Source organism: Pelistega europaea (genome assembly GCF_013133775.1).
GTDB classification, from domain to species: domain Bacteria; phylum Pseudomonadota; class Gammaproteobacteria; order Burkholderiales; family Burkholderiaceae_B; genus Taylorella; species Taylorella europaea.
Window position 1 is genome coordinate 172,502 of the sequence record NZ_JABGBO010000004.1, and the last position, 25,199, is coordinate 197,700.

Annotated in this window: 19 protein-coding genes and 1 tRNA gene; 7 read left to right on the forward strand and 13 right to left on the reverse strand. The window is 42.0% G+C overall.

Annotation, left to right across the window (positions count from 1 at the left end; translation table 11 throughout):
• Nucleotides 1-12: 12 nt before the first annotated feature.
• Together HKX40_RS05000 and HKX40_RS05005 are read right to left on the reverse strand one after the other, a co-directional pair.
• Nucleotides 13-87 (reverse strand) — tRNA-Asn (locus tag HKX40_RS05000).
• 253 nt (nucleotides 88-340) lie between these two features.
• Nucleotides 341-640 (reverse strand): exodeoxyribonuclease VII small subunit, encoded by a 300-nt coding sequence (locus HKX40_RS05005; protein WP_425500446.1) that lies wholly within the window; start codon nucleotides 638-640, stop codon nucleotides 341-343.
• A gap of 220 nt (nucleotides 641-860) precedes the next feature.
• Between HKX40_RS05005 and HKX40_RS05010 the strand changes: the two genes are divergently transcribed.
• Complete coding sequence (locus HKX40_RS05010; protein WP_171588458.1) at nucleotides 861-2,009, forward strand: aromatic ring-hydroxylating oxygenase subunit alpha; 1,149 nt, start codon at nucleotides 861-863, stop codon at nucleotides 2,007-2,009.
• A 91-nt stretch (nucleotides 2,010-2,100) separates the two neighbouring features.
• Here HKX40_RS05010 and HKX40_RS05015 read toward each other — a convergent pair whose 3' ends face one another.
• Genes HKX40_RS05015 through HKX40_RS05025 form a run of 3 tightly spaced genes read right to left on the reverse strand, consistent with a single transcriptional unit; the run spans nucleotide 2,101 to nucleotide 4,997 of the window.
• The gene (locus HKX40_RS05015; protein WP_171588459.1) at nucleotides 2,101-3,252 is read right to left on the reverse strand and encodes a metallophosphoesterase; all 1,152 of its coding nucleotides are present in this window, start codon (nucleotides 3,250-3,252) and stop codon (nucleotides 2,101-2,103) included.
• Nucleotides 3,252-4,091 (reverse strand): sulfurtransferase, encoded by an 840-nt coding sequence (locus HKX40_RS05020; RefSeq protein ID WP_171588460.1) that lies wholly within the window; start codon nucleotides 4,089-4,091, stop codon nucleotides 3,252-3,254. Before HKX40_RS05020 ends, HKX40_RS05015 begins: the two co-directional genes overlap by 1 nt.
• 18 nt (nucleotides 4,092-4,109) lie before the next feature.
• Nucleotides 4,110-4,997 (reverse strand): DMT family transporter, encoded by an 888-nt coding sequence (locus HKX40_RS05025; RefSeq protein ID WP_246233579.1) that lies wholly within the window; start codon nucleotides 4,995-4,997, stop codon nucleotides 4,110-4,112.
• A 230-nt stretch (nucleotides 4,998-5,227) separates the two neighbouring features.
• Between HKX40_RS05025 and htpX the strand changes: the two genes are divergently transcribed.
• Nucleotides 5,228-6,112, forward strand: coding sequence for a protease HtpX (htpX, locus tag HKX40_RS05030; RefSeq protein WP_171588461.1), 885 nt, complete (start codon nucleotides 5,228-5,230; stop codon nucleotides 6,110-6,112).
• 164 nt (nucleotides 6,113-6,276) lie between these two features.
• Here htpX and ppk1 read toward each other — a convergent pair whose 3' ends face one another.
• Nucleotides 6,277-8,349: a polyphosphate kinase 1 gene (gene ppk1, locus HKX40_RS05035; RefSeq protein WP_171588462.1), complete on the reverse strand. Its 2,073-nt coding sequence runs from the start codon at nucleotides 8,347-8,349 to the stop codon at nucleotides 6,277-6,279.
• 339 nt (nucleotides 8,350-8,688) lie between these two features.
• Between ppk1 and ppx the strand changes: the two genes are divergently transcribed.
• The gene (gene ppx, locus HKX40_RS05040) at nucleotides 8,689-10,179 is read left to right on the forward strand and encodes an exopolyphosphatase (protein ID WP_171588550.1); all 1,491 of its coding nucleotides are present in this window, start codon (nucleotides 8,689-8,691) and stop codon (nucleotides 10,177-10,179) included.
• A 119-nt stretch (nucleotides 10,180-10,298) separates the two neighbouring features.
• On the opposite strand, the gene HKX40_RS05045 is transcribed toward ppx, so the two are convergent.
• Entirely contained in the window at nucleotides 10,299-11,672 is a 1,374-nt protein-coding gene (locus HKX40_RS05045) for an L-serine ammonia-lyase (protein ID WP_171588463.1), read from the reverse strand.
• A gap of 217 nt (nucleotides 11,673-11,889) precedes the next feature.
• Entirely contained in the window at nucleotides 11,890-15,582 is a 3,693-nt protein-coding gene (locus tag HKX40_RS05050) for a YhdP family protein (RefSeq protein WP_171588465.1), read from the reverse strand.
• Between the two features lie 90 nt (nucleotides 15,583-15,672).
• Between HKX40_RS05050 and glnE the strand changes: the two genes are divergently transcribed.
• Together glnE and HKX40_RS05060 are read left to right on the forward strand one after the other, a co-directional pair.
• Complete coding sequence (glnE, locus tag HKX40_RS05055; RefSeq protein ID WP_171588466.1) at nucleotides 15,673-18,447, forward strand: bifunctional [glutamate--ammonia ligase]-adenylyl-L-tyrosine phosphorylase/[glutamate--ammonia-ligase] adenylyltransferase; 2,775 nt, start codon at nucleotides 15,673-15,675, stop codon at nucleotides 18,445-18,447.
• A gap of 153 nt (nucleotides 18,448-18,600) precedes the next feature.
• Nucleotides 18,601-19,266: an epoxyqueuosine reductase QueH gene (locus tag HKX40_RS05060; RefSeq protein ID WP_171588468.1), complete on the forward strand. Its 666-nt coding sequence runs from the start codon at nucleotides 18,601-18,603 to the stop codon at nucleotides 19,264-19,266.
• Nucleotides 19,267-19,309: 43 nt separating this feature from the next.
• Here HKX40_RS05060 and HKX40_RS05065 read toward each other — a convergent pair whose 3' ends face one another.
• From HKX40_RS05065 to HKX40_RS05075, 3 genes are all read right to left on the reverse strand, one after another.
• A complete protein-coding gene (locus HKX40_RS05065; RefSeq protein WP_171588470.1) occupies nucleotides 19,310-19,762 on the reverse strand; it encodes an ExbD/TolR family protein in 453 nt (150 codons plus the stop codon).
• Nucleotides 19,763-19,774: 12 nt separating this feature from the next.
• Nucleotides 19,775-20,716, reverse strand: a complete 942-nt coding sequence (locus HKX40_RS05070) for a MotA/TolQ/ExbB proton channel family protein (protein WP_171588551.1) — start codon at nucleotides 20,714-20,716, stop codon at nucleotides 19,775-19,777.
• A 71-nt stretch (nucleotides 20,717-20,787) separates the two neighbouring features.
• A complete protein-coding gene (locus HKX40_RS05075) occupies nucleotides 20,788-21,615 on the reverse strand; it encodes an energy transducer TonB (protein WP_171588471.1) in 828 nt (275 codons plus the stop codon).
• Nucleotides 21,616-21,902: 287 nt separating this feature from the next.
• Between HKX40_RS05075 and glnK the strand changes: the two genes are divergently transcribed.
• Both glnK and HKX40_RS05085 read left to right on the forward strand, forming a co-directional pair.
• Nucleotides 21,903-22,241 (forward strand): P-II family nitrogen regulator, encoded by a 339-nt coding sequence (glnK, locus tag HKX40_RS05080; RefSeq protein ID WP_171588472.1) that lies wholly within the window; start codon nucleotides 21,903-21,905, stop codon nucleotides 22,239-22,241.
• Between the two features lie 45 nt (nucleotides 22,242-22,286).
• Nucleotides 22,287-23,513 (forward strand): ammonium transporter, encoded by a 1,227-nt coding sequence (locus tag HKX40_RS05085; protein WP_171588473.1) that lies wholly within the window; start codon nucleotides 22,287-22,289, stop codon nucleotides 23,511-23,513.
• Nucleotides 23,514-23,820: 307 nt separating this feature from the next.
• Here HKX40_RS05085 and HKX40_RS10790 read toward each other — a convergent pair whose 3' ends face one another.
• Nucleotides 23,821-23,949, reverse strand: a complete 129-nt coding sequence (locus tag HKX40_RS10790) for a hypothetical protein (RefSeq protein ID WP_281360195.1) — start codon at nucleotides 23,947-23,949, stop codon at nucleotides 23,821-23,823.
• A gap of 158 nt (nucleotides 23,950-24,107) precedes the next feature.
• Nucleotides 24,108-25,142, reverse strand: a complete 1,035-nt coding sequence (gene pdxA, locus HKX40_RS05090) for a 4-hydroxythreonine-4-phosphate dehydrogenase PdxA (RefSeq protein ID WP_246233581.1) — start codon at nucleotides 25,140-25,142, stop codon at nucleotides 24,108-24,110.
• Nucleotides 25,143-25,199 lie beyond the last annotated feature (57 nt).

Consider the following 25,199-nt stretch of genomic DNA (forward strand, 5'->3'; position numbering starts at 1 on the left):
GGCTATAAATTCTGGCTGCCCAGACTGGGATCGAACCAGTGACCAACGGATTAACAGTCCGCTGCTCTACCGCTGAGCTACTAGGCAAGCATCAAGACTTAAAATTATGCCAATCTTTCAAAAAAAACGCAAGCCATAAAGAAAAAAAGGGGATATATTCGTTGTTTTTCCACATCATTTACGATTATTCTTCAACCATAGAGGCTCCAGCTTTTTCTGAATTCATCAAGAGCCATGTCAGGAACCTTGTTGGTGGCCAACTACTACTTCTTCTTTAATACCACTTCTTTTTTCTGAATGCACTCACCCACCAATCTTTGTCCTAAAAACAAAAACTTTATTAAAACGGTGTATCATCAATAAAAGAATCAGTATCTTCTATATCTTGCTGATCCTCTTCATTATTATCCATAGGACGGAGCAAATTATTCTGTAATACTTGTACTTGTTGATTGGCAGCATCAAGTTTCTCTTGACACACTTTAGTCAACAACACCCCTCTCTCATAAGCCTTAAGACTTTCTTCCAAAGTAAACATCTCATCTTCCATACTTTGAACAATTTGCTCAAGCTCTGCTAGTGCTTCTTCAAATGTTGTGGGTAAATCTTGTTTTGCTGCACTTTTAGTGTTCGCCATCATATTTCCTTTTGGTTAATTGACATCCTCTATGCCTGCTGTTATGACATTTCTATGCACTTGTAATGTCTTTATGGGTATTTTAACAAAAAGATTTCTCAATAAGGTTTAACAAAAGCCTTTTCACCCCCATCTAGGCTATAATGTGTTTTTTTAACGCACGACTTATGACCCTTGGTAAGTCGTTTTTTATTAATCTTTTTAAAGCGGGGGGCTCTCCATTATGTCAGACATTGCTAAAAAATCGCATGTCACTCCAGGCAAAACTCAATTAGCAGTTAGTGCCTACTTCGATGAAGAAATCTTTGCGCTAGAGCAAGAGCGCATCTTCAAAAATGCTTCAATCTACGTTGGTCACGAGAAAACTGTACCAGAACTCGGTGATTGGCGTGCTTTACCTCAAGACAATGCCGGACGCATCCTTGTCCGCAATGAAAATGGTGTTGAACTCATCTCAAATGTTTGTCGCCATCGTCAAGCCATTATGCTTGGCGGTCAAGCAGGTAATGTGACTGATCCTAATAATAATCACGGCAATTTACGCCATACCGGTGGCAATATTGTTTGCCCTCTTCACCGTTGGACTTATGACAATAAGGGAGAGCTTCTTGGTGCCCCTCATTTCGATGAGAATCCCTGTAAAAATCTCAAGAAATTTCCTCTCCAAAACTGTCATGGTTTGCTTTTCGAGGGGCCTCGCAATCCTGCACAGGATATGGCAACCCTATTCAAGTTACCAAACTTTGATTTCTCGGACTATGTCTTAGATCATGTAGAGGTTCACGAGTGTAATTATAACTGGAAGACTTTTATTGAAGTCTATCTTGAAGACTACCATGTAGAGCCATTCCATCCTGGTTTGGGTAAGTTTGTTACTTGCTCTGACCTATCCTGGGAGTTTGAGGATTGGTTCAGCGCACAACGTGTAGGTGTACACCAAGCCTTAGCAAACCCAGGTTCTAAAGTATACCAACGTTGGCATGATGAATTGCTTCAATTCCGTGGTGGTGAAGCGCCAGACTTCGGTGCAGTATGGGTCACTTACTACCCTACCCATATGATTGAGCTATACCCTCATGTATTGGTACTTTCCACTCTTTACCCTGTCAGTCCGCAAAAGACAGTGAATATCGTAGAATTCTACTATCCTGAAGAAATCGCCGCATTTGAACGCGATTTTGTGGAAGCCCAACGAGCTGCTTATATGGAAACAGCCATTGAAGATGATGAAATTGCTGAACGTATGGATGCAGGTCGCTTGGCGCTCTTTGAACGTGGAGATAATGAGGTCGGTCCTTATCAATCCCCAATGGAAGACGGTATGCAACACTTCCACGAATGGTATCACCGCATTATGGGAAGCAACCCTTGATGGATAACCATTAGGTATTAAAGAAGAGTAAGTATTAATTATTCTTTTATCAAAAAACTGGGGGCATCATAAACTATTGATGCCCCTTATCCTAGTGTCTTAACACAATCACAGAAATCTCCGATGGAACCCCCAATCTGACTGGAAAACCATTCCACAGACCTGCCCCGTTACTTAAGTACATCCATCCTTTATCATCAAGATTGTATAAACCAGAGACAAAACCGTTATTTACTTGTTTAACAATTTCAGTTAACCCCCATACCGATCCGCCATGCGTATGCCCTGATAATTGCAAATCAACGCCTTTGGCAATATTATCATAGGCATTTATGGGACGATGATCCATAAGAATAGTGGTCATGGATTGCATGTCCTCTGCCAACACATACATTCCCACAGCATGGTGCAAGGCCTTATCAAGATCTGGTCCCTCCAAACCAAATTGCAACGCCGCCGGGTCATTTACCCCAGCTATTTTTAAAGGGGTGCCATGATAATTCAATACCACATGAGCATTGTTTAACATTGTCACTCCTAGCCGCTGAAAGTGTTCCACCCAGGCTGGTGCATCAAAATAATACTCATGATTACCTGTGATACCATATACACCATAAAGTGCCTTAAGGTCGGCCAATGGAGCAATATCTTGAATTTTATCAGGCACATAGCCATCGACCATATCACCTGTTAATAAGATAACATCAGGCTTTAATGCATTCACTTTATCTACAATCTGACGTAGCCATGCCCCTCTCATCATAAAGCTAACATGCAAATCTGTTAACTGCACAATGGTAAAACCATTAAGTGACTCTGGTAAATCACGGATAGTAATCTCCACATGACGTGTCTCAGGAATTTTAGTCGCTTGCTGCACCCCCACTGTTGTCAAAATCGCAGTCACCAATAATATCCCTAAGCGCCAATGTTGCCCCCACATGCGGGGGCGTCGAAAAAGCCAACGTTTAACAAGGAAGATAGCATCGCTAAATAAGGTCAGTACACCTAATAGGATAAAAGCAACATAGGCACAACCTGCTACCCATGAAAACCACAAGGGCTGCGCAGAAATAAATGCTCGTCCCAATATCCGTTGTTCAATCACCAATAGCATGGATACCATCAGTACTAAAAGGAAGAAAAATATCCTCACCCCTTTAGTCACTGGCAGTGGATAAACAATCCGCCAAGCAATGTACAATCCCAAAAAAAGCTGTGCATAGAAAAATAAGCCCAGCATTAAGCTGCCCCTGTTGCTACAGGATGACTAGCATCTGCCACCCATTCACTCCAAGAACCAGCATACAATGCATAGTTGTGCAAACCAGCCTCTTCCATAGCAAGAATATTATGGCAAGCAGTGACGCCTGAACCACACTGATGCACAATAAGACTGTGTTGATTATATTGAGCAAAAATCTCGCGCAATTCCTCAGGCGATTTCATCAACCCCTCTGCATTGAGGTTTTGTGCAAACGGATGGTTAATCGCCCCAGGAATATGTCCAGCTACAGGATCCATAGGTTCTACATCGCCACGGTAACGCTCAGGAGCACGAGCATCTATTAAAGTAAATTGTGGGTCAGTAATATTCGCCAGTACCTGATCCGCTGTAAATACTCTCATAGGGCTAGCAGGCATAGTCCACGATACAGCTGGCAAGGGAGCTGCAACTCCACTTTCAATAGAACCACCTGCCGCTTTCCATGCCTTGATACCCCCATTAAGTACACGAACATTAGTAAAACCAACCCAACGTAACATCCACCACATATGGGCAGCAAACATCATGCTATCGGCATCATAAACAACTGTTTCCTTGGCAATATCAATGCCCCTTTTTGCCAATAAAGCAGCAAAATCGCCTCGATTAGGCAAAGGATGACGACCGTTTGTGCCTGTTTTGGGAGAACATAAATCGGTCTCATGATCAAAAAATACTGCCCCAGGGATATGCCCTTCTGCATATTGCTGAGCCCCGAGCTGATGATTCCCCAAATCATGCCGCACATCAATGAATTGACGTGAAACAGAAGGTGTGGCCAGTAACTCTGCCGCATTGATTAAAACTTTTGACATTATTATCTCCTAAAGATGCTAGTGTTTCTTGTGAATGATGGCCTCTAGTTTAGCAGTAATCGCATTTCTTTGGTCTATTACCACAATACTGACTCCGGCTAATACAATCATAGACATGCCTACCCATGCCAATAAATCCGGTATATTATTCCAAAACAAAATACCTAAAAATACGGAATAAATAAGGTTTGCATACTGAAGCACCGCTGCGATAATGGGTGAACCCGCCCCATAAGCCTGTGTCATACAGAGTTGACCGAACATACCAAACACACCTGTCATCACTAGAACAATCCATGTTTGTAAAGACAGTCCATCAAAATCCTCTAATCGCACAAACAGTAGACCTGTCAATGTACCTACTGCCGAAAAATAAAATACCGTCCTCCATACAGGTTCTCCCAAACGCCCTAAGGATTTCACTTGAAACATGGCAAAAGCAGCACAAAGCCCTGCCAATAAAGCAGCGACAATACCCATCCATTGATTTTCATTAATACTGGGACGCAACACCAAAATAACGCCTGCAAACCCCAGTAAAACAGCCATCAATCTGCCTATATTTTGTTTAATACAATGTGCAGCAAACACTACATATAAACCGATATAAAGTGAGGAGGTATAATTTAGACTCGCGGCTGTTGCTAACGGTAAAATACCAAAAGCATAAAAACTCAACCAGAGCGAAGTCACCCCTGAAACATTACGTTTAAAATGAGATGAAAAGTGCTGCGTTTTCAGGCTATGTTTGGTCAGGATAGCCCACATTAAAATACATACTACTGAAGGTAAGGCTCGGAAAAGCACGACCGAAGATAAAGAGGCTCCATTTTCTAGGACAAATTTAATGCTCGCCCCCATACATGCAAACATAAGAGAGGCGACTAACATCCAAAGCGACTGCATAATAAATTCACGATGTAATTGAGATACACCATTATTGTAGCCGTTATCGTCGCCACGTCAATAAAATAATCGTTACACACTGAAGTATCTTATGGAGTTCCACAAATAAATCTTTTAATATGCAACATCTGTAAAAGAAAAAAATAACCCCCATATTGTTGATGAAGAGGTTCCCTTTTACTTTTCACAGAGACTTGTTTTCCTACATTTATCTATTTGAAGGATTTTTGATGAAACGTATTTTTTTATTCATACTTACCAACCTTGCTGTGATGCTCGTTTTAAATATCACACTTACTTTGACAGGAGCTAACCGCTATCTAACAGCAAATGGCATTGATTACAGTGCCTTGATGATTTTTTCTGTCATTGTTGGCTTTACTGGTTCCATCATTTCGCTCTTTATGAGTAAACGTATGGCCATTATGAGCATGGGAGTACGCATCATCAATCCTAGTGCACCCGCTAACAATACCGAAGCCTGGCTAGTCGATACAGTTCACCAATTAGCTGACCGTGCAGGTATTGGTCGCCCTGATGTTGGTATATACGAAGGAGCCCCTAATGCTTTTGCCACTGGTGCTTTTAAAAATGAAGCTCTGGTTGCTGTCTCGACAGGTTTACTCCAAAGTATGGACGAAGAGGAAGTCACTGCTGTGCTTGGCCATGAAGTTGCTCACGTCGCCAATGGCGATATGGTCACATTAACTCTTATTCAAGGGGTAGTTAATACTTTCGTTGTGTTTTTTGCTCGTATCGCTGCAACTTTTATCGACCGAGCATTATCTCGTGGTGATGACCGTGATGGTGTTGGTATCGGTTACTATATCACTACAATGGTCTGTGAGATTGTTTTTGGTATTCTTGCTTCTATCATTGTGGCATGGTTCTCGCGCCAACGGGAGTACCGTGCTGATGCAGGCTCTGCCCAATTACTCGGCTCTACCCAACCCATGCAGAAAGCACTTGCTCGTTTGGGAAATTTAGAACCTGGCGAACTTGCTAAAGGGATGCAAGCTATGGGAATCAGTGACAAAATGAATGTAATGGCGCTATTCTCTACCCACCCACCTATTGAAAGTCGCATTCGTGCTTTACAGCAATTAGGCAACTAAACAATCTCCCTTGTTTTTTAAGATTTAACCAAACAGCCCTCAATGTTAAGACTAACTTTGGGGGCTGTTTCGTTTGGCATGATAAAGTTCAGCGTAAGACAGTTACCAAGACATGCTTACAGAAAGACAGCATTCCACCTTAATAGATTATGATTGCCGATTGTTTAGCCTAATAATTTCATTAATTGCTCATGCAAATTAAATGCTCGACGACGATTGCGAATAGGTTCATATTGTCCATCTGGCAACCCTTTCCACGCTAATTGGTTATCCTTGAACGCCATCGTAAAGGCCTCATTAATAACGCGTTTCTTCAGGCTATTATCTTTAATCGGACAAGCAATTTCCACTCGGCGAAAGAAGTTTCTATCCATCCAATCTGCTGAGGAAAGGTAAACCGTCTCTTGGCCCTCATTATAGAAATAAAACACTCGTGAGTGCTCTAAGAAACGCCCTACGATAGAGATTAATCGGATATTCTCTGACAATCCCTCTACACCGGCTTTAAGACTGCACACACCACGCACTACAAGGTCAATTTCTACCCCTGCTTGGCTAGCTTCATATAAAGCACCAATCGCCTGAGGTTCAATCAAGGAATTCATCTTTAACATGATTTTTGCTTTTTTGCCTTGTTTAGCCTGCTCAATCTCATGATGAATATGCTTAATCATGGTCTCATGAAGCGTAAAGGGGGATTGTAATAACTGTTTTAATGGACGGCGTGCTCCCAATCCTGTCAGTAAAGAGAACACCTTATCCATATCTTCAGTAATTTCTTTGTCGCTCGTCAATAAGCCAAAATCTGTGTATAGTCGTGCAGTACGTGGATGGTAATTCCCAGTACCAATATGACCATAACGTACAATTTTCTTGTGTTCTCGACGAAGTACTAATGCCATCTTGGCATGGGTCTTGTGTCCCACTACACCATACACTACATGAGCACCAACCTCCTCTAATTTTGCCGCCCAATTAATGTTGGTTTGCTCATCAAAACGAGCCATTAATTCCACCACCACAGTCACTTCTTTTCCTGAACGTGCAGCTTTTAGGAGTAAGTTCATTAATTCAGAGTCTTCCCCTGTGCGGTAAATCGTCTGTTTAATTGCAACTACATCAGGATCATAAGCAGCCGCTGTCAGAAAATCCAAGACGGGTTGGAAAGACTGGTAGGGATGATGTAATAACAAGTCCTGTTTAGCTATTGCAGCAAACATCTCCTCTGGCTTGCCAGTCATACGATTAAACGGTGCAGGAATAGGAGCTGTATAAGGAGAAAAATTTAACTCAGCACCGGCATCCACATCTGCAAGTGGCATGATGCGGGTAAGATTAACTGAACCATTCGTATAATAGGTATCAGCATCACGTAGACCAAACTCTTTTTGTAAGAAATGCACAAGTTGTGACGGCATATCCTTTGCCACTTCTAGACGTACGGCATTTCCAAAATTACGTTGAGATAACTCACCTTGTAATGCACGACGTAAGTCCTCAACCTCTTCTTCTAAATATAAATCACTGTTACGAGTTACACGCCACTGATAAATCCCCTTGATACTTAATCCAGGAAAAATTTCATGCACAAAAACCTGCATCAACGAAGATAGCAAGGTATAACCATGAGGCTCTCCACAGACTTCTGGTGGAATTTTTATAAGCCGAGGCAGTGCTCGTGGAGCCTGAACAATGGCAATGGAAGCATTACGCCCAAAAGCATCCTGTCCCTCAAGTGGCACAATAAAGTTCAAACTTTTATTTAAGATACGAGGAAATGGGTGAGCAGGGTCTAAACCAATAGGGGTCAATAGAGGATAAATTTCTTCCATGAACACTTGTTGTGCCCAAGCATGAATCTTATCATTGTAGTCTGCCTGTTTAAAAATACGTACGCCATACTTGCGCAACTGAGGCAGAATCTCATCATTAAGTAATTGATACTGGTGCTCCACCAATTCATGCACTTGTCGTTGTACTTGGTCTAATGCCTGCGCTGGAGTAAGACCATCAGCCCCTACAGACTTAGGGTCATGAACGATTTGCTTTTTCAGGCTAGCAATACGAATTTCAAAGAACTCATCCAAATTAGAACTCACAATACACACATAGCGCAAACGCTCTAACAACGGCGTTTTAGGATTAGCTGCCATAGCCAACACACGTTCATTAAATCGCATTAGCGAGATTTCACGATTAATAAAGTTCGTCAGTGGGTAGCGAGATTCTGTTGTCATTGGTCACCTATTTCTTAAAATTTTGTCTAAACTTGTTACTACAACATAGTATAGTGACTGTTTGATGACAATGCCATATTAAGCGAGTAAAGTAGAAAGAAATCCACACGGTTTCTCAACCACTTCTTTGGGATTATCTATTATCGCTATATACCAATGGACTATATTGCAGAAACTCACATGATTTTATTTAAAAATCCTCCATCCTTATGGTACTGAACAGGATTTTATTTAAAATGAAAATCCCCTCCCCTTATTACACTGATATTCACGCTAAAATAGGCTTTTGTTATCTACTACAATAATTGTTATAAGACAAAAAAGGCAACTGCTATGGAAATGAATCATCTTCTCGCTTCTATTGATCTAGGATCTAATAGTTTCCGTCTTTCAGTGGGACGCGTGGTACAACACGACGGTATTGCTCAAATTTTCTCTATTGATAGGCTCAAAGAAACCGTACGTCTTGCCGCAGGACTAGATGAAAATCGTATATTAAGTGAGGATGCTATTCAACGTGCAGTAACCGTGCTACAGCGTTTCGGTGAGCGCATCCGCGACTTTCATCCCAGTCATGTGCGTGCAGTAGCCACCAACACTTTCCGTGTGGCAAAAAACATTGACGAATTGCTACCTCGTGCAGAAGCTGCTTTAGGTTTTCCCATTGAGGTAATTTCTGGCCAAGAGGAAGCTCGTCTGGTTTTCTCTGGAGTTGTACACGAACTTCCTCCATCAAAAAAAGAACGCCTTGTTGTTGATATAGGTGGGGGTTCAACAGAATTTATTATTGGTAAAGGGCTTGAGCCTAAGCTGATGAAATCACTACATATGGGTTGTGTTAGCTACACAAAAGCCTATTTCCCAGGTGGAGCAGTGACCGAAAAAGCCTTTGAAAAAGCTGAACTGGCCGCTAGCAAGGAGCTTGAGGTCATCAGCAAACCTTATCGTAAGATGGGATGGGAGCAGGCTTACGGCTCATCGGGTACGGCTAAAGCAATTATTGCCGTATTGTTTGAATCAGGTCTTGTGCCTACTCGTGCCATCACTCTGGAGGGTATGCTTAAACTAAAACGCATTCTTATCAAGCATGGTTCAGCCAAAGCCCCAGAGCTACGTGGTCTAAAAGTGGATCGCATTGAGGTATTACCGGCTGGCTTGGCTATTATGATTGCGATATTCCGCTCCCTTAAAGTGGACAACATGCTACAAGGTGAAGGTGCGCTACGTGTAGGCGTCCTTTACGATATGCTAGGACGTCATGAAGCGTCTGATAAGCGTGATGAAACCGTAAAGATTTTTATGCGTCGCTACCATATTGATGGAAAACAAGCACAACGTGTTAAAAATCTTGCTCTAGACTTTTATGATAGTATCAATCCTGCCAATAAAGAGGATATTCGCCGTGCATTAGGCTGGGCGGCTGACTTACATGAAATTGGGCTTAGTATCTCCCAAAGTTCTTTTCATAAACACACCTCTTATGTGCTTGAAAATGCTGATATGCCTGGTTTTTCACAAGATGACCAACGTCGTCTTGCCGTACTAACCTTAGTACAACAAGGTCGTCTTAATAAGACCCATATTCAAGGTTTGAGTAGTGATAAATGGCAAGCTATTCTCTGCTTGCGTCTGGCCACCCTCTTCTTGCGTAATCGTCAAAATCCTAAAGCAGGGCGTATTGTCTCACTCAGTACAGACAATCATCGCACGATTACGGTACAAATTAGTAAAGCATGGCTTAATGAACGCCCCCTTACTCGCTATAGCTTAGAGCTAGAAGCAAAAGAATGGCAATCGGTGGGTTTTGAATTTAAGATTAAAGCAAGCTAATCACTCTTTACCAGCAATCCAAGCCATCAGATTAAACTGTATATTTTTAAACACTAAAGGCTAGGTCAATACCTAGCCTTTAACTTTCAAAAAACTCTCTTTAACAAGTGATGCCTGTATCAACATTCAGGCACATTTACTGCCAAACCAGCACGGGAAGTCTCTTTATACGTAGACATCATATCCGCCCCTGTCTGCTTCATGGTGATAATCACTTTGTCCAAAGAAACCAAATGCTGCCCATCTCCTCGTAGAGCTAAACGGGCTGCATTAATTGCTTTAACAGCCCCCATAGCATTACGCTCAATACAAGGCACCTGCACCAAACCACCGACTGGGTCACAAGTCATGCCCAAGTTATGCTCCATACCGATTTCAGCAGCATTTTCAACTTGCTGAGGAGTCCCTCCCAACACAGCAGCAAGAGCCCCTGCAGCCATAGAGCAAGCCACACCAACCTCTCCCTGACAACCAACTTCTGCCCCTGAAATAGAAGCATTCTCCTTGTAAAGAATACCAATAGCAGCTGCCGTCAATAAGAAATCAATAATACCCTGTTCATTGGCATGAGTAATAAAACGCTCATAGTAGTGCAATACTGCAGGAATAATACCTGCTGCCCCATTGGTCGGAGCGGTCACCACTCGACCACCAGAGGCATTTTCTTCATTGACTGCCATAGCATATAAGTTGACCCAATCCAGCATGGAAAGTGGGTCGCGTAGAGACTCCTCTGGGCGATCACGCAAACGCTGATATAAAGCAGGCGCTCGACGCTTCACTTTATAACCGCCTGGCAATAGCCCTTCTTGTGAGCAACCACGTTTAACACAAGCCTGCATCACATGCCAAATATGCAGAATCTTGGCACGTACCTCTTGTTCAGATTGATAAACTAACTCATTTGCCATCATCAGCTGAGCAATGCTTAAGCCGTGTTTTTTCGTTAAAACAAGCAAATCATCACCTGTCTTAAACGGGTAAGGAACTGGCTCATCAGGACTTAAATTGACTTTAAGTCCATCACAATTCATGACAAAACCACCACCAATAGAGTAATACTCTTTTTTCATCAGTTGCTTGCCATCTGCATCGAAAGCTTTAAAGCGCATACCATTAGGATGCTGAGGAAGCGTCTCGGTAAGGTTAAAGATCAAATCTTTATCTGGATTAAAAACCACTTCATACTGATCAAGCAACCGTACTTTATGTTCATCACGGACTTGCTGAATCAGTATAGGTATTAAATCAGGATCCACTTCATCTGGTAAGTGTCCAAATAATCCTACAATCACTGCGGTATCACTCGCATGACCATAACCTGTCGCACCCAAAGAACCAAAAAGCTCAATATGTAGCTTGGCTACTCTATCCAGCAAATTAGCCTCTTCTAAACGGCGAACAAAACGTACTGCTGCAATCATGGGACCTACTGTATGTGAGCTAGAGGGTCCCACCCCAACTTTGAATATATCAAAAACACTTAACGTCATTTTCTCTACCTTTGGCTATTATTGTTAGGTATCTCGTAAGCGTCCACATATTGCCACTACACTTTAGTATATGCAATAGATGCAAACCCTCATCAGTCTAAAGAGTTGTTTTTTTGTCTCAAAAAGAACAATTTATAGTATAAGTATATCCCGAATCATTACTTCATCATCTAGCATTCTTTGCTAGCTCTTATTCCTATAGGAAAAATATGTCATATTATTTTTCCGTGGAGTCTGCTTGACGTTCTTTGAGTTCATGCTCTGTCGGAAGAGACTTGTCCTGAATTTGTGGTTCATCCCAAGTACCAGTCACATGATAATACGCCGTCAGTGCTCTATTAAGTGGTGTTGTCAGTAACCACTGCGATAAGAATGCACCTACCCCAACTACAGGATTCACAATAACCCCCGCTAGCACAGCTGCACCACTCATTTCAATTTTGGGAATTGCGGCAATTTCAATATCCAACATTTCATCTTTTAAATGTGTTTTACCTGCTGCTACGATAGCGACTAAAGGACCATTAAGACGGAAGTCGTGTAAGACAAGCGCCCCTTGGTCCAAGGTAAAAGAACTACGCATATAATCAAATGGTAATCCCTTACTCAACACACTTGGTGAACGCCCTGCAAAACTACTTAAACCAGCAAAAGACTGTAGTGACACCAATGCCAATACTTTCATTGAATTAGAATTGACCTGCAATAAAGCGCCATTATTCACCTGTACTTTTCCTGTCGCTTTGAGATGTTCTAAATCCCAAGTGCTGACATCATCCAGATTAAGCTGTGCGTTAATAAATCCTTTGCCTGCTTTCAAATCTTTAGCATAACCAAAATACTGCAAGAACTTTCCTGTATTGATGGCATTAATGTTTAGGTTAATATTGCCTTGTGTTTGTGTTCGGCTGCTCTTTAATTCTCCTGTCGCATAAAGACTACCAACATCATTGGTCAAGCTTAATGAGTTGAGCTGCCATGTATTTTTGTCTTTTTGCTGACTATTGATTTCTAGCTGACCAAGGAGATGATTAGGTAAAAATAGACGTTTCACCCTCCCTTGAATACTGGGTAAATCTACTCTTGTAGGAGTATGGGAAGACAATGATGGCTCTGCTGCTTTTTGCTTCACTTCACTCTCTTTTGTAGCAGACTTCTTCAAAGAGGCCTCATCCATTGGTGCAGTGTCTTGCTTTTTAAAAGTAAATTTATCTAACGCCAATGTTACCTTATCCAACACCCCGTTTTTCAATGCAAGATTGACATCTCCCTTGGCATCAGGTGAATCTATGTTTAAACGCCATTCACTACCCTCCCGTTTGCCTTGCAATTTTGCTTGCTCAATATAAGCACCATGTAAAGAGAGACGATCTGCCTCTATATCCAGCCATCTAGTTTCGGGAAATATTTTGCTTTCACCAGAAGATTTTGAACTAAACTCATCAATAATATCTAACCAATTACCAATATCTAATGCTGTTTCTCTAGCCTCAATACGTAGATGCTCAACAGGCATTATCGCATTGACCTGACCAAGCGCTATCACCCCTCGATTAAAGCGAGCTGCACCACGATTATTACGCTCAAATAGTAAATGCAAATTCTTATAGTCCAGCATCAGCTTATCTGCATTCTTAGCACGCTTATACGATGTCTTATCTGAAACCGTTTTCTCTGACCGCACAGGATTGATAGCTGTCTGAGGTGCCAACAAATGAATTTCTAAAGGAGACTCTTGCTCTGCTTTTTTAGCCAAAGGCTCAGGTAAATTTAATGTCAGACCTTTAAGATTGCTTTGCAATGTCACATCAATATTCTTACCACCAAGAAAATCTACTTGCACAGTATATGCAGATTGTCCTTTAAGACGGGATTTCTTCTTCCCTGATAGTTCTAAATAATCATACAGACCTTTATCCGTCATAGTGCCTTGTATAGATAAACTATCTCCTCTAGCCCCAATTGCCCCATCAAGTTGAGCATCAGCTCCCAACAGTTTTCCTTTAATTTGATTCAACACCACATGTTGCTCTGTAACTACCACCGAACCATTGGCCCGTGTCAACATAGGGTAGTCTGGACTTAATTGGAACGATGTATCCTGTACGGTAAACTCTCCTCTTATAGTGGAAGCATCTGTATTTAAAAGGGGAATATGTACCGACAAGGTACCTTCCAGATTCCCTGTTATCTTACTTTTATCCAATGAATGTGACAAAATTCGCTGTAATGGGGAGGTTTGGTAAAAATCAAACAAAGCCTCACCACTCATACCCAATGAGGCTTGAATATCCACATAGGAGTCCTTTTCGATGTTATTCACACGGACATCAGCCTCATAGATTTGCACCGCACTCTCTCCCAAAGCACCCGCTAAAGTAAATTGTTTTCCCTTGATGTGGATGTTTTGACGATTAAAATCTACTTGAGCAAAAGGCACAACAATATCAGGCCAGTAAGATTCATCCTCTTTAGCATATTGGTGATAATGTAGTGCTAAATCCTTAACATCTCCTTGAATATGAAATTCGCCAGACTGTGGTCGAAGTCCAAATGGAATATGGTCAACTACCCCTTGCACCTTTACCGAGGCATTTTCCAATGTCCCAGTAAGAAATGCACTTTCAAGCCAATCCAATGAGTCAGCATTAATAGTCTTGGGCAAATAATCTGGCAACTTGTTCAAGGCCAACTGTGGGATACTACCCTGCAAATCCACAATTCCATTATCACTGTTGGGGTCCGCCTCCCATGAACCAGATAAATTCACCGCACCATAGGGTAATTGCGTGGTAAATTGTTCAAACCTCAACCGAGTATGCTGTTCAGCATTTAATTCATAAACACCTCGCATATGGATATTGGTAAAATCCATCGGATGACGGAAATAATCATCTGCCTGTACATAGATTTTTTGTGCTTTAATATCAAAATGATAAGGGTGCTGCAATCCTGTATCAGAGGCAATAGTCAAATCTGCTGCATCACCCTGCACCACAAAGGCATGATTATCACGTGCCTCTTTTTCCATGAAAACAAAATCATTGAGTGCTGTCTGTACTGAGAATCGACTCAATGTAGAAGATTTAAATTCAAAATTACCCTCTGCTTTCTTAATTATCCCTTGTTGCATCACAAGAGGAAAATAAAACCACTCTTTAAAATAATTGGGTTTCCAATCATGCCAAGTAAGCTGAACATGACCATCTCCATCACGCGTAAAATTGGCATTAAGCTGTAAGGTACTCCCTGCCTGTGCTGGAGGACTAATTTGTACAGAAGCACTCAATCGCTGATTATCATGGGTAAGAGAAACTGATACTGGATTAAATTCTAAATCAGGAAGATTCTTACGACGCTGATCTCTCCACACCACATGGGCATTTTTAATATGAATTTGGGTCGGCAGTTGTTCAAAAGCCCAAGACAACCAATTTTCCACAGTTTTTTGTAGTTGTTCTTGGTACTGTGGCATTTGAGCTATTAGCTTACCCTTATCGGCATTCAACACCTTGTTTAAAATAGAAATTTCCCCCGTCGCACTACGTTCAACAAACATTTGTAATCCATCAAGCGAAAGGGATTTTACTTTAGGATTCAGAGTGATTAATGAAGCCGGATCAAGCTCAACCGCAAGATTTTGTACTTGAATTTTGTGGTCATCATCTTCTCCCAATACAACACCACTCAAATTAAGCTGTGGGGCTAAATCCTGCCATTGTACTGCCATGTTATCCACCTGAAAGGGCAGCTGAATCTTTGTTGCCACCCACTGCTCTAGGTCAGGACGCCATTGTTCCAGTTGAGGGGTAATGACATATTTCGCTGCCAATAAAACTCCCACCAAACCCAATGCAAGTACGATGACTATCCATATCACCGTCTTTATTAATTTCCAAAAAATAACCACAGCCGCTCTTTTATAAAAATACCTACCATTAGCGTAGTATTATATAGTTTTCAATAAGATTCTATTTATATTCTCTGGTGGTTATATAAAATGTCAGATATTATTTCAACAGCAGTGACATGGTCCCGTTTTCTTAAGCGTCGATTAGACGCACGCCCAGAAATTACAGCTCAATTATATGACGATGCACAATCACCATTGACTCCTGAGAAAATTCTGGTTTGGTTAGCCGAATTGGGTGGCTCTCTCACTGCCTTCCCTCCCCCAGAGAATAGTGTCTGTCGTACCCAGCTACGTCAATTGCGGATGCGTATTCTACAAACACTCATTGTGCGTGATATTAATCAACTTGCTTCTCTTGAAGAAGTAGTCAGTTGCATGAGCTTTCTAGCAGACTTATCGGTGCAAATGGCATATCGCACGGTGATGCATGATTTAGTTGCACAGTTTGGACGTCCTATTGATCCCACAACAGGATTACCTATGGAGATGATTATTCTGGGGATGGGTAAGTTAGGGGGACAAGAACTCAATGTTTCCTCTGATATTGACTTAATCATGCTCTATGGGGATGAGGGAGATACCGTAGGTGGGCGACGCTCACTAAGTCATCATGAGTTTTATGGGCGTCTCACCCAGCGCATGATGCCCATTATTTCTGAACCCGACGCCGATGGTTTTGTCTTTCGTACCGATTTGCGGCTTCGTCCTGACGGCGATGGTAGTCCTCTAGCCTGGAGTTTAGATGCACTAGAAAATTATTTAATTACTCAAGGCCGTGAATGGGAACGCTATGCATGGTTAAAAGCACGTGTAATTCCTGTGAAATACTTTGAAGAAAGTCAACCGGATAAAGATATTCACATCCTTGAGAGCCTACGCAAACCGTTTGTCTATCGTAAATATTTTGATTTTGATGCCTTGGCTTCACTACGTAAATTACGTGAACAAATTCGCCAAGAGTGGGTACGTAAGGTCAACTCCCGTGAAGGGTTAGCCTCTGACCAGAATGTCAAACTTGGCGAGGGAGGTATTCGAGAGATTGAATTTATTGTTCAACTCATTCAGCTTATTCGTGGAGGTCGCATGCCTAGTTTGCAGCAGCGTCATTTATTAACAGCGTTGCATGCTGAGCAAGAAGCTGCTTTATTAAACAAAGACATTGCTGATAAGCTAGAACAAGCCTACCGCTTCTTACGTCGTTTAGAACATATTATTCAATACCAAGACGATGCCCAGACACATTTGCTACCCAACGACAATGAGGGATTAAATTCCATAGCAGCAGCGATGGGATTATCACGTAGTGAATTCGATGCTGTTTTGGCAAATCACCGCACTTTCGTTGCCGAGACCTTTCGTAATGTATTCCGCTTACTTGGGATGCAAGAAGATGAGCATGACAGTCAAGAAGACGATAATACCTCTCGTCTTGAAGATTTAACTTTGTCTTTAATTAACGAGGAAGAAACTCGCGTGCAAATTCATCATCGTATTGAACTAATGATGAGTAACCATCGCATCCAACAGCTTACTAGTAGCAGTCGTAAGCGTTTAGAGAGCTTAATCCCTGTAATGATTGAAGCTGCAAGTAAAACTAAAAACCCATTAGCCGCTTGTCACCATCTTGCTGACCTGATGGAGACCATTGCACAACGCAGCTCTTATTTAGCTTTGTTAATTGAATACCCTGAAATCGTGCAGCGTGTTGCACGCATTATGACCGCCAGTCCATTTGCAGCACAGTTACTGGTTAAGAATCCTATTTTATTGGACAGTTTGATTGATTGGCGTTCTTTGTTGTTGCCCATTGACCTAAAAGCCATTGCAGAACAACTCCACAAGGATTTGAGTGCTTGCCTCATTCATGAAGGTGCTGTCGACATAGAACGTCAGATGAATTTGATGCGAGACACACAAAAAATTGTTGAATTCCAATTATTGGCACAGGATTTAGAAAACCAGCTAAGTGTTGAACATCTCGCTGATTATCTGTCTGCCCTAGCCGATATGTTACTAGAAGAAAGTCTCTTTAGAACATGGTCTCAACTGCGAGAAAACAGCAAGTATGACCTACCCGAAGCACCACATTTTGCCATTATCGCCTATGGAAAATTGGGAGGCAAGGAACTTGGCTACTCTTCAGACCTCGATTTAGTATTGATATTTGACGACGAGCATGACTATGCTGCTGAAACCTATATTAAGCTCGGTCGTCGTCTCAGTACTTGGTTATCCACCATGACTTCTTCTGGACGCATGTACGAAATTGATTTGCGTCTGCGCCCTGATGGTGATGCTGGCTTATTAGCTGTCTCTATTGATGGTTTTCGCAAATATCAGCAAGAAATGGCATGGGTATGGGAACATCAAGCATTGACGCGTGGGCGTTTCTGTGCTGGTGATGCTCGTGTGGGTGAAAAATTTGAGCAGATTCGCCGCGAGATTCTATTAAAAGAACGTGATTTGACACAGCTACGTAAAGATATTGTGGATATGCGAATTAAGATGTGCGATGGTCATCCGAACCCAACGGACCTATTTGACTTGAAACACAGTGTTGGCGGCATGGTGGATATTGAATTTATTACTCAATATCTGGTTCTTGCCCATAGTAAAGACCATCCTAAGTTGTTAGAAAATCTTGGCAATATTGCCCTACTACAAATTGCCGCACAAGCCCAGTTAATTCCCGAAAAGTTAGCTGTGCAAGTGGCAGACGCTTATCGCGTATACCGTAAAACACAGCATGAAATTCGTCTACAAGGTCAAGAAAAGGCTCGTGTACCTGTAGAAACAGTAGCACAAGAGAGTGAAGTTGTCCGTGCTTTGTGGTTGTATGTGTTTCCTGATAGTGAGTATTAACCAGAAATATCTACATCAACACCTAGTCCCTATGTAGGAGTAGACGCTCAAACATTAAGGAATTCACATCACTTAACAAGAAGCAATACTGAATGCATTGAAATACATCCTATTATTGTTAAAATAATATTTTTCTTTATTTACGGTAATGCCATGGTTGAAGTATGTAATGTAGAGCGTCCTAAATTATCCTTACCTGATGGTCGCAAGAAATTACTTTTACACTCTTGTTGTGCCCCCTGTTCTGGAGAGGTGATGGAGGCCTTATTGGCGTCTGGCATTGATTATTCGATTTTTTTCTATAATCCTAACATCCATCCTGTTAAAGAATACGAAATTCGCAAGCAGGAAAATATCCGCTTTGCACAAAAGCATGGTATTGAGTTTATTGATGCGGATTATGATGTAGATAACTGGTTTACCCGTGTCAAGGGTCTAGAGATGGCACCAGAGAGAGGAGAACGTTGCACAAAATGTTTTGATATGCGTTTTGAGCGTACGGCACTCTATGCCCATGAACATGGATTTGATTGCATCACTAGTTCACTAGGAATCTCTCGCTGGAAAGATATGAACCAGATTAATGGCTGTGGGGTTAATGCCGCTAGTCGCTATCCTGATCTAGCCTATTGGACATACAACTGGCGCAAAGGGGGTGGCTCGGCTCGTATGATTGAGATTAGTAAACGCGAGGAGTTCTATCAGCAAGAATACTGCGGTTGCGTATACTCTCTACGTGACACTAACCGTCATCGCCAAAGCCAAGGTCGTGAGCGTATCGAAATCGGCGTGAAATTTTATTCCAACGAGAAACAATAGCTCCCCCCAATCACAGTACATTGTTAGAGTATGATGCCAAGAATTAAGGATTCTTGGTAGGAGTTGTAGGAGGCACAGAGGCAGGAGCAGTAATGAACCCCAACCGTTTTACTCCTGACCCTTTGGCTGCTGCCATAATCTGTGCAATGATTTCATAACGAGCATTTGCATCCGCACGAATACGAATATCTGCCTCAGGATTTAGTTTGACCGTATTGATGAAAAACTCCTTAAGGTTTTCTAGCTCCATTGCTGTGCCATCAACAAAGATGGTTCCCTTTTCATCTACAGCAACATCAACAGCTTTAGGATTTTCTGCTACGGGTTGACTGTTGACCTTAGGCACATCAATTTTAATAGAATGTGCCAATAATGGTGCAGTAATCATAAAGATTACCAATAACACCAGCATCACATCAATGAGCGGTACCATATTAATTTCTGATACTGTACCGCCACCTTTTGAACCATTAGAGTTGAAGCTACCAAAAGCCATCTTTTAATCCTTTTACGCCTTATGTTCTACACTAGGTGTTGCTACTTTATCGCTATCCACCTGCTGTCCTGTAGTTAAGAAAGCAAATAAATCATATGCAAAACCATCCAGTTGGCTCAACACTACACGATTATGACGAACAAATGCGTTAAAAGCCAATACAGCAGGAATCGCTACAGCTAGACCTAAACCTGTCATAATCAATGCTTCCCCCACTGGGCCAGCAATCTTATTAATAGAAACACCATCTGATAGACCAATACCAATAAGGGCATGGTATACACCCCATACCGTACCAAATAGCCCCACAAAAGGAGCCGTAGAACCAACAGATCCTAGGATAGTAAGACCATTTTCCACTCGTGCGGTTTCCTCGTCAATCACTTTGCGAATGGTGCGCGTGATAAATTCACCATTAGTCCCAGCTTCAGAAAGTTTGCTTGAACCATAACGTTGATAATGATCATTAGCATGAAGGGCTTCATTTGCTAGGCGAGAAAATGGATCATGCACGCCATATTGATGTAAATCTTTATATACTTGTTGGAGTGAAGATGCATTCCAAAAACGGTGCAGAAACTTACCAGTGCGTGCCCCCTGACGAATATTAGTCAAGGTTTTTACGATAATAATATACCAGGTCAAAATGGACATAAGCACTAGAATACCAAAAAGACTCTTACCTACAACATCAGATTGCTGTACGAAATGTAGGAAATTACTTTGTTGTTCTGGAGTATTACTCATTCCCTGTGCCAAAGTACCAGCCGCATCCATAGCAGTTGCAGTGTTAGACGCATCGGTAACAGCACCAGCTGCTTGAGAAACCGCTTGGGCAGCATCTGCCGCCGCTCCTGCCACAGAACCTGCTGTCTGCATGGCTGTATTTGCCACATCAGTCACTGTCCCAGCCGCCTGAGCCGCTGTATGAGTTGCATCAGCAACTTGTAGCATTATGCCACCAACAAATTGCATAGCCATATCCGTCATTTCTGATAACATACTTTCTTCCTATAAAAACTATTCTATTTAAACTCAATAGGCACATCTGCCATAGATTCTCTAGGTACACCATTTTCAGTATAAGGTCTGAATCGTGCTCTTTGTACAGCACGCAATGCCTCATTATTCAAAGCACTATAAGGGCTTGCCTTCTGGATAGAAGCGCTCTTGACGGACCCATTGGTGGAAATAACCACCCGTATAATGACAAGACCACGCTCACCACGGATTAATGAAGAACGAGGAGTCACTGGCTTAGGTCGCACTAAATAACTTACCGAAGTGACCCGCACAGGTCCCAAATTTGCACTACCACCAGCAGGTGCATTTTCCTTGCCGGTTGGAATGCCAAATGCCTTTGTTGTAGTTGCATTGGGATCCGTTTTTTGTTGTTTAACCGTCACAGTTTTTTTCACCTCTTTAGGTGGCCTTGGCTTTGGTTTAGGTTTAGGTTTAGGCTTAGGAGGAGGAGGCGGTGGCTCCTCTACAATAGGAGGTTCAGGCTCTGGCTCTACTACAGGCTCAGGCTCTGGTTTTACCTCTGGTTCAGGCTCAGGCTCCGATTTTACCTCTGACTCGGGTTCAGGTTCCGGTTTTACCTCTGGTTCAGATTCCGCTATAGAATCAGGAGCAGGTAAGCTTTCTGTCTGCTCGCCTTTTGGGGGCTCTTCTACCACATCATCAATAAGGGAAACAAACACAGCCTGCTCATCACGTATCTGTACGGCTACAGGGTCACTCTTCATGCCTAACAGCACCCCCACACCAATGACCAACCCCACTGCTCCTATTCCAGCAACAATGCGATCTGATAAAAGTGTCTTCGTACTAGCGTATGTAAATTTGTACATAAATCAAAAGCAAAAATAAAAAACGCCCCAGAGCGTTCATACCAAGCGTATTATATACAATATTTCCCTGAATAAAAACAATTATCATTAACGATTATAAATTCATCTATATCCAATGCATCATTTCACTACCATTTAGCACAAATATGGTGCAAAAATGCACAACACAAACACATATGCTCCATTAAAGTGCAATATTTCCCTTTATTTTCATAAAAAAGTTGGCACGCTTTTTGCTTGAGTAAAAACAAGTTCAATCTTTTATCGTTTTTTCTCAGGGGGAAACAATGAAACTCGTTACCGCAATTATCAAACCGTTCAAACTTGACGATGTACGCACAGCCTTAGCTGATATTGGTGTTCAAGGTCTTACTATCACAGAAGTCAAAGGCTTTGGTCGTCAAAAAGGACATACTGAACTTTATCGTGGTGCTGAATATGTCGTAGACTTTTTGCCTAAAGTAAAACTTGAAATCGCTATTCGTGATGATCAGGTTGAAAGTGCGATTGAAGCAATCTGCCAATCAGGTTCTACTGGCAAAATCGGAGATGGCAAAATTTTTGTAAGCAATTTAGAGCAAGTCATTCGTATTCGTACTGGCGAAACTGGTGAAACCGCCCTCTAAACACTTCTCTTCTAGTAAATAGTTTAAATTGAAAGGAATTTAATTATGAATGCAGCAGATTTAGTATGGGTTAGTGTCTCGACTATCCTAGTTCTACTGATGATTGTCCCTGGTGTAGCACTATTCTACGGTGGTCTAGTCCGTGCGAAAAACGTTCTTTCAGTACTTGCTCAAGTAATTGGCGTACTTTCTCTTGTCCTCGTACTCTGGTTTATCTACGGTTACTCGTTAGCATTTACAGAGAGCACAGCCTTCTTTGGTAACTTCTCGCGTGCTTTCTTCTCTGGTATGTTTAGCGTTCCTAATGATACGTATGAGCTATCTGGTACTATTCCTGAGCTAACTTTCGCTTCGTTCCAAGCCTCTTTTGCAGGGATTACTTGCGCCCTTGTTATTGGTGGTTTTGCTGAACGTATGAAATTTAAAGCGGTGCTTATCTTCATTGCAATCTGGATGACTTTTGCTTATGTCCCTGTTGCTCATATGATTTGGGGTAGTGGTGGTTTCTTAGCAGGTGAAGCATTAGACTTTGCTGGTGGTACTGTTGTTCATATTAATGCCGGTATTGCTGCCCTTGTTGCTGCCTACGTTGTTGGTCCACGTATTGGCTACGGTAAAGATGCAATGCAACCACATAATCTTCCTATGACTTACATTGGTGCTTGCTTACTCTGGATTGGTTGGTTTGGTTTTAACGCAGGTTCTTCACTTGGTGCTAACAACGCTCTTGCTCTTGCTTTCTTCAACACTATTATCGCAACAGCTGCTGGTGTGTTAGGCTGGATGTTATGTGAAGCCCTTCTTCGTGGTAAAGCCTCTCTATTGGGTGGAGCATCTGGTGCAGTTGCTGGTCTTGTAGGTGTTACTCCTGCAGCAGCTCTTGTAGGCCCTGTTGGTGCTTTAATTATCGGTTTCATCACTGGTATGGTGTGCGTATGGGGTGTTAACGGTCTTAAACGCCTACTCAAAGCAGATGACACTCTTGATGTATTCGGCATCCATGGTGTAGGTGGTATTGTAGGTGGTGTGTTAACTGGTGTATTTAACGCAAAACCTCTTGGTGGACCTGGTTTAGAATCACTTGCTGATATTCCTCACCAATTATGGTTGCAAGTAGAAGGTATGATTATTGCAGCAGTAATCAGTGGTGTGGTTTCATTTATCGCTATTAAGATCGCTGGTGTACTTTGCGGTGGTGTTCGTACCGATGCTGATAATGAACGTCAAGGTCTTGACATCACTTCTCACGGTGAGCAAGCTTACCAAAAATAATCGCTCTCTCCTCTACAGCGATTAGATAAATAATAAAGCCCCTCTCAATTTGGAGGGGCTTTTTCTATTGTAGAATGTACACTGGCATGGAATAAGAATTTACTAAGATAGCCCGGATAATTAGAATAGACTAAGGAAATTTGATATGAAACCATAGCATGCAAGACCTGTGCCTGCTTGGCATTTTTTAGTGTAAGACAGTTAGGCTTTGTCACTAGCCCACTAAAAAAGCCAAGATTCTTATGAATCTTGGCTCTTGATAATGGGTAACTTGATTAGCAAGTTAGTAAGTAATAACACCTGTCAACTACACGCGTTTTACTTTTTCAAGCATTTTAAATGTGCCTTTAGGAGCACCTACAAATAAACGCTTAAAGTATTTACCTAAGCAACGACGCTCTAGAGTATTGCGGCGAGTGCGTTTGATTTCTGCCATGTTATTCTCCGGAAAAATTCAATCAATTGAATCCGCTAGTTTACCTTATTTTTAAAGCAAAAGGGGCAATTCACCCTATTTTTCTAAGAAAGGTGTTGTTTTTAAAGCTAAAGTTCTAGTCTACACCAGATTTCATGTGCTTGACTACTGATGAAAAACTATCCCTTGCCTGCTAGCATCTTCATAGCCAAAACAAAAGCCTCTCGTAAAGAAGAGGGATCTGCAATACCCTTGCCTGCTATATCAAATGCCGTTCCATGATCAACACTTGTTCTGATAAAAGGCAACCCAACAGTCACGTTTACTCCCGTATCTACACCAAGATATTTCACAGGAATCAACCCTTGATCGTGATATTGAGCAACAACAATATCAAACTCCCCTCTCCTAGCACGCATAAAAACGGTATCGCCAGGGTATGGACCACTCACATTAACTCCTTCTTGTTGCATCATCTCAATCGCCGGACGAATAATATCTCTATCCTCATTCCCAAAACGCCCCTCCTCACCAGCATGTGGATTTAATCCTGCTACCGCAATGCGTGCTTGCTTTAACCCTAATTGGTCACAGGCTTTGGCAGCTAAACGAATGGTCATCTTTTCATTATCTAGTGTAATATGCTGAGGCACTTCAGCTAAAGCCATATGAATGGTCACCAAAATCACTCTCAACTCATCATTGAGCAACATCATGCCCACATGGTCTACACCAGCTTTCTCTGCCAGAATCTCTGTATGTCCAGGAAAATCATATCCGGCTTTTTTTAGTGACACTTTATGTAGGGGAGCGGTCACAATGGCATCAATATCGCCTTGCATAGCATGTTCAATAGCTGTGACTAAAAATCGATAACTTCCCTCTCCTGCTGCAGCACTCACCTCACCCATTACCACAGACTCATCAAGGGCAATACCACAGCTAATGACAGGAATTACCCCTACTGGCATTGCTAGGGCTTCCATGGGGGTTTGGCACGCTACAATTTTTAGTTCTTTAAAAGCAGTAGAAACATCTGACACTCTATGTTGATGACGCAGCATTTCCATTGCTCTCTGCAAACTGAACACATCACCATAAACCACTGCTGGGGTAGGCAAGCCTTGTTGAAATAACTTTACAATTAATTCTGGTCCAATCCCTGCTGCATCTCCCATTGTGATGCCGATAGGTTTACAATCATTAGCGTACATTTTTATCCTCTGGCTAGAGACGTTTTTTATCGCAATAACACTTGCCGCATCAACATG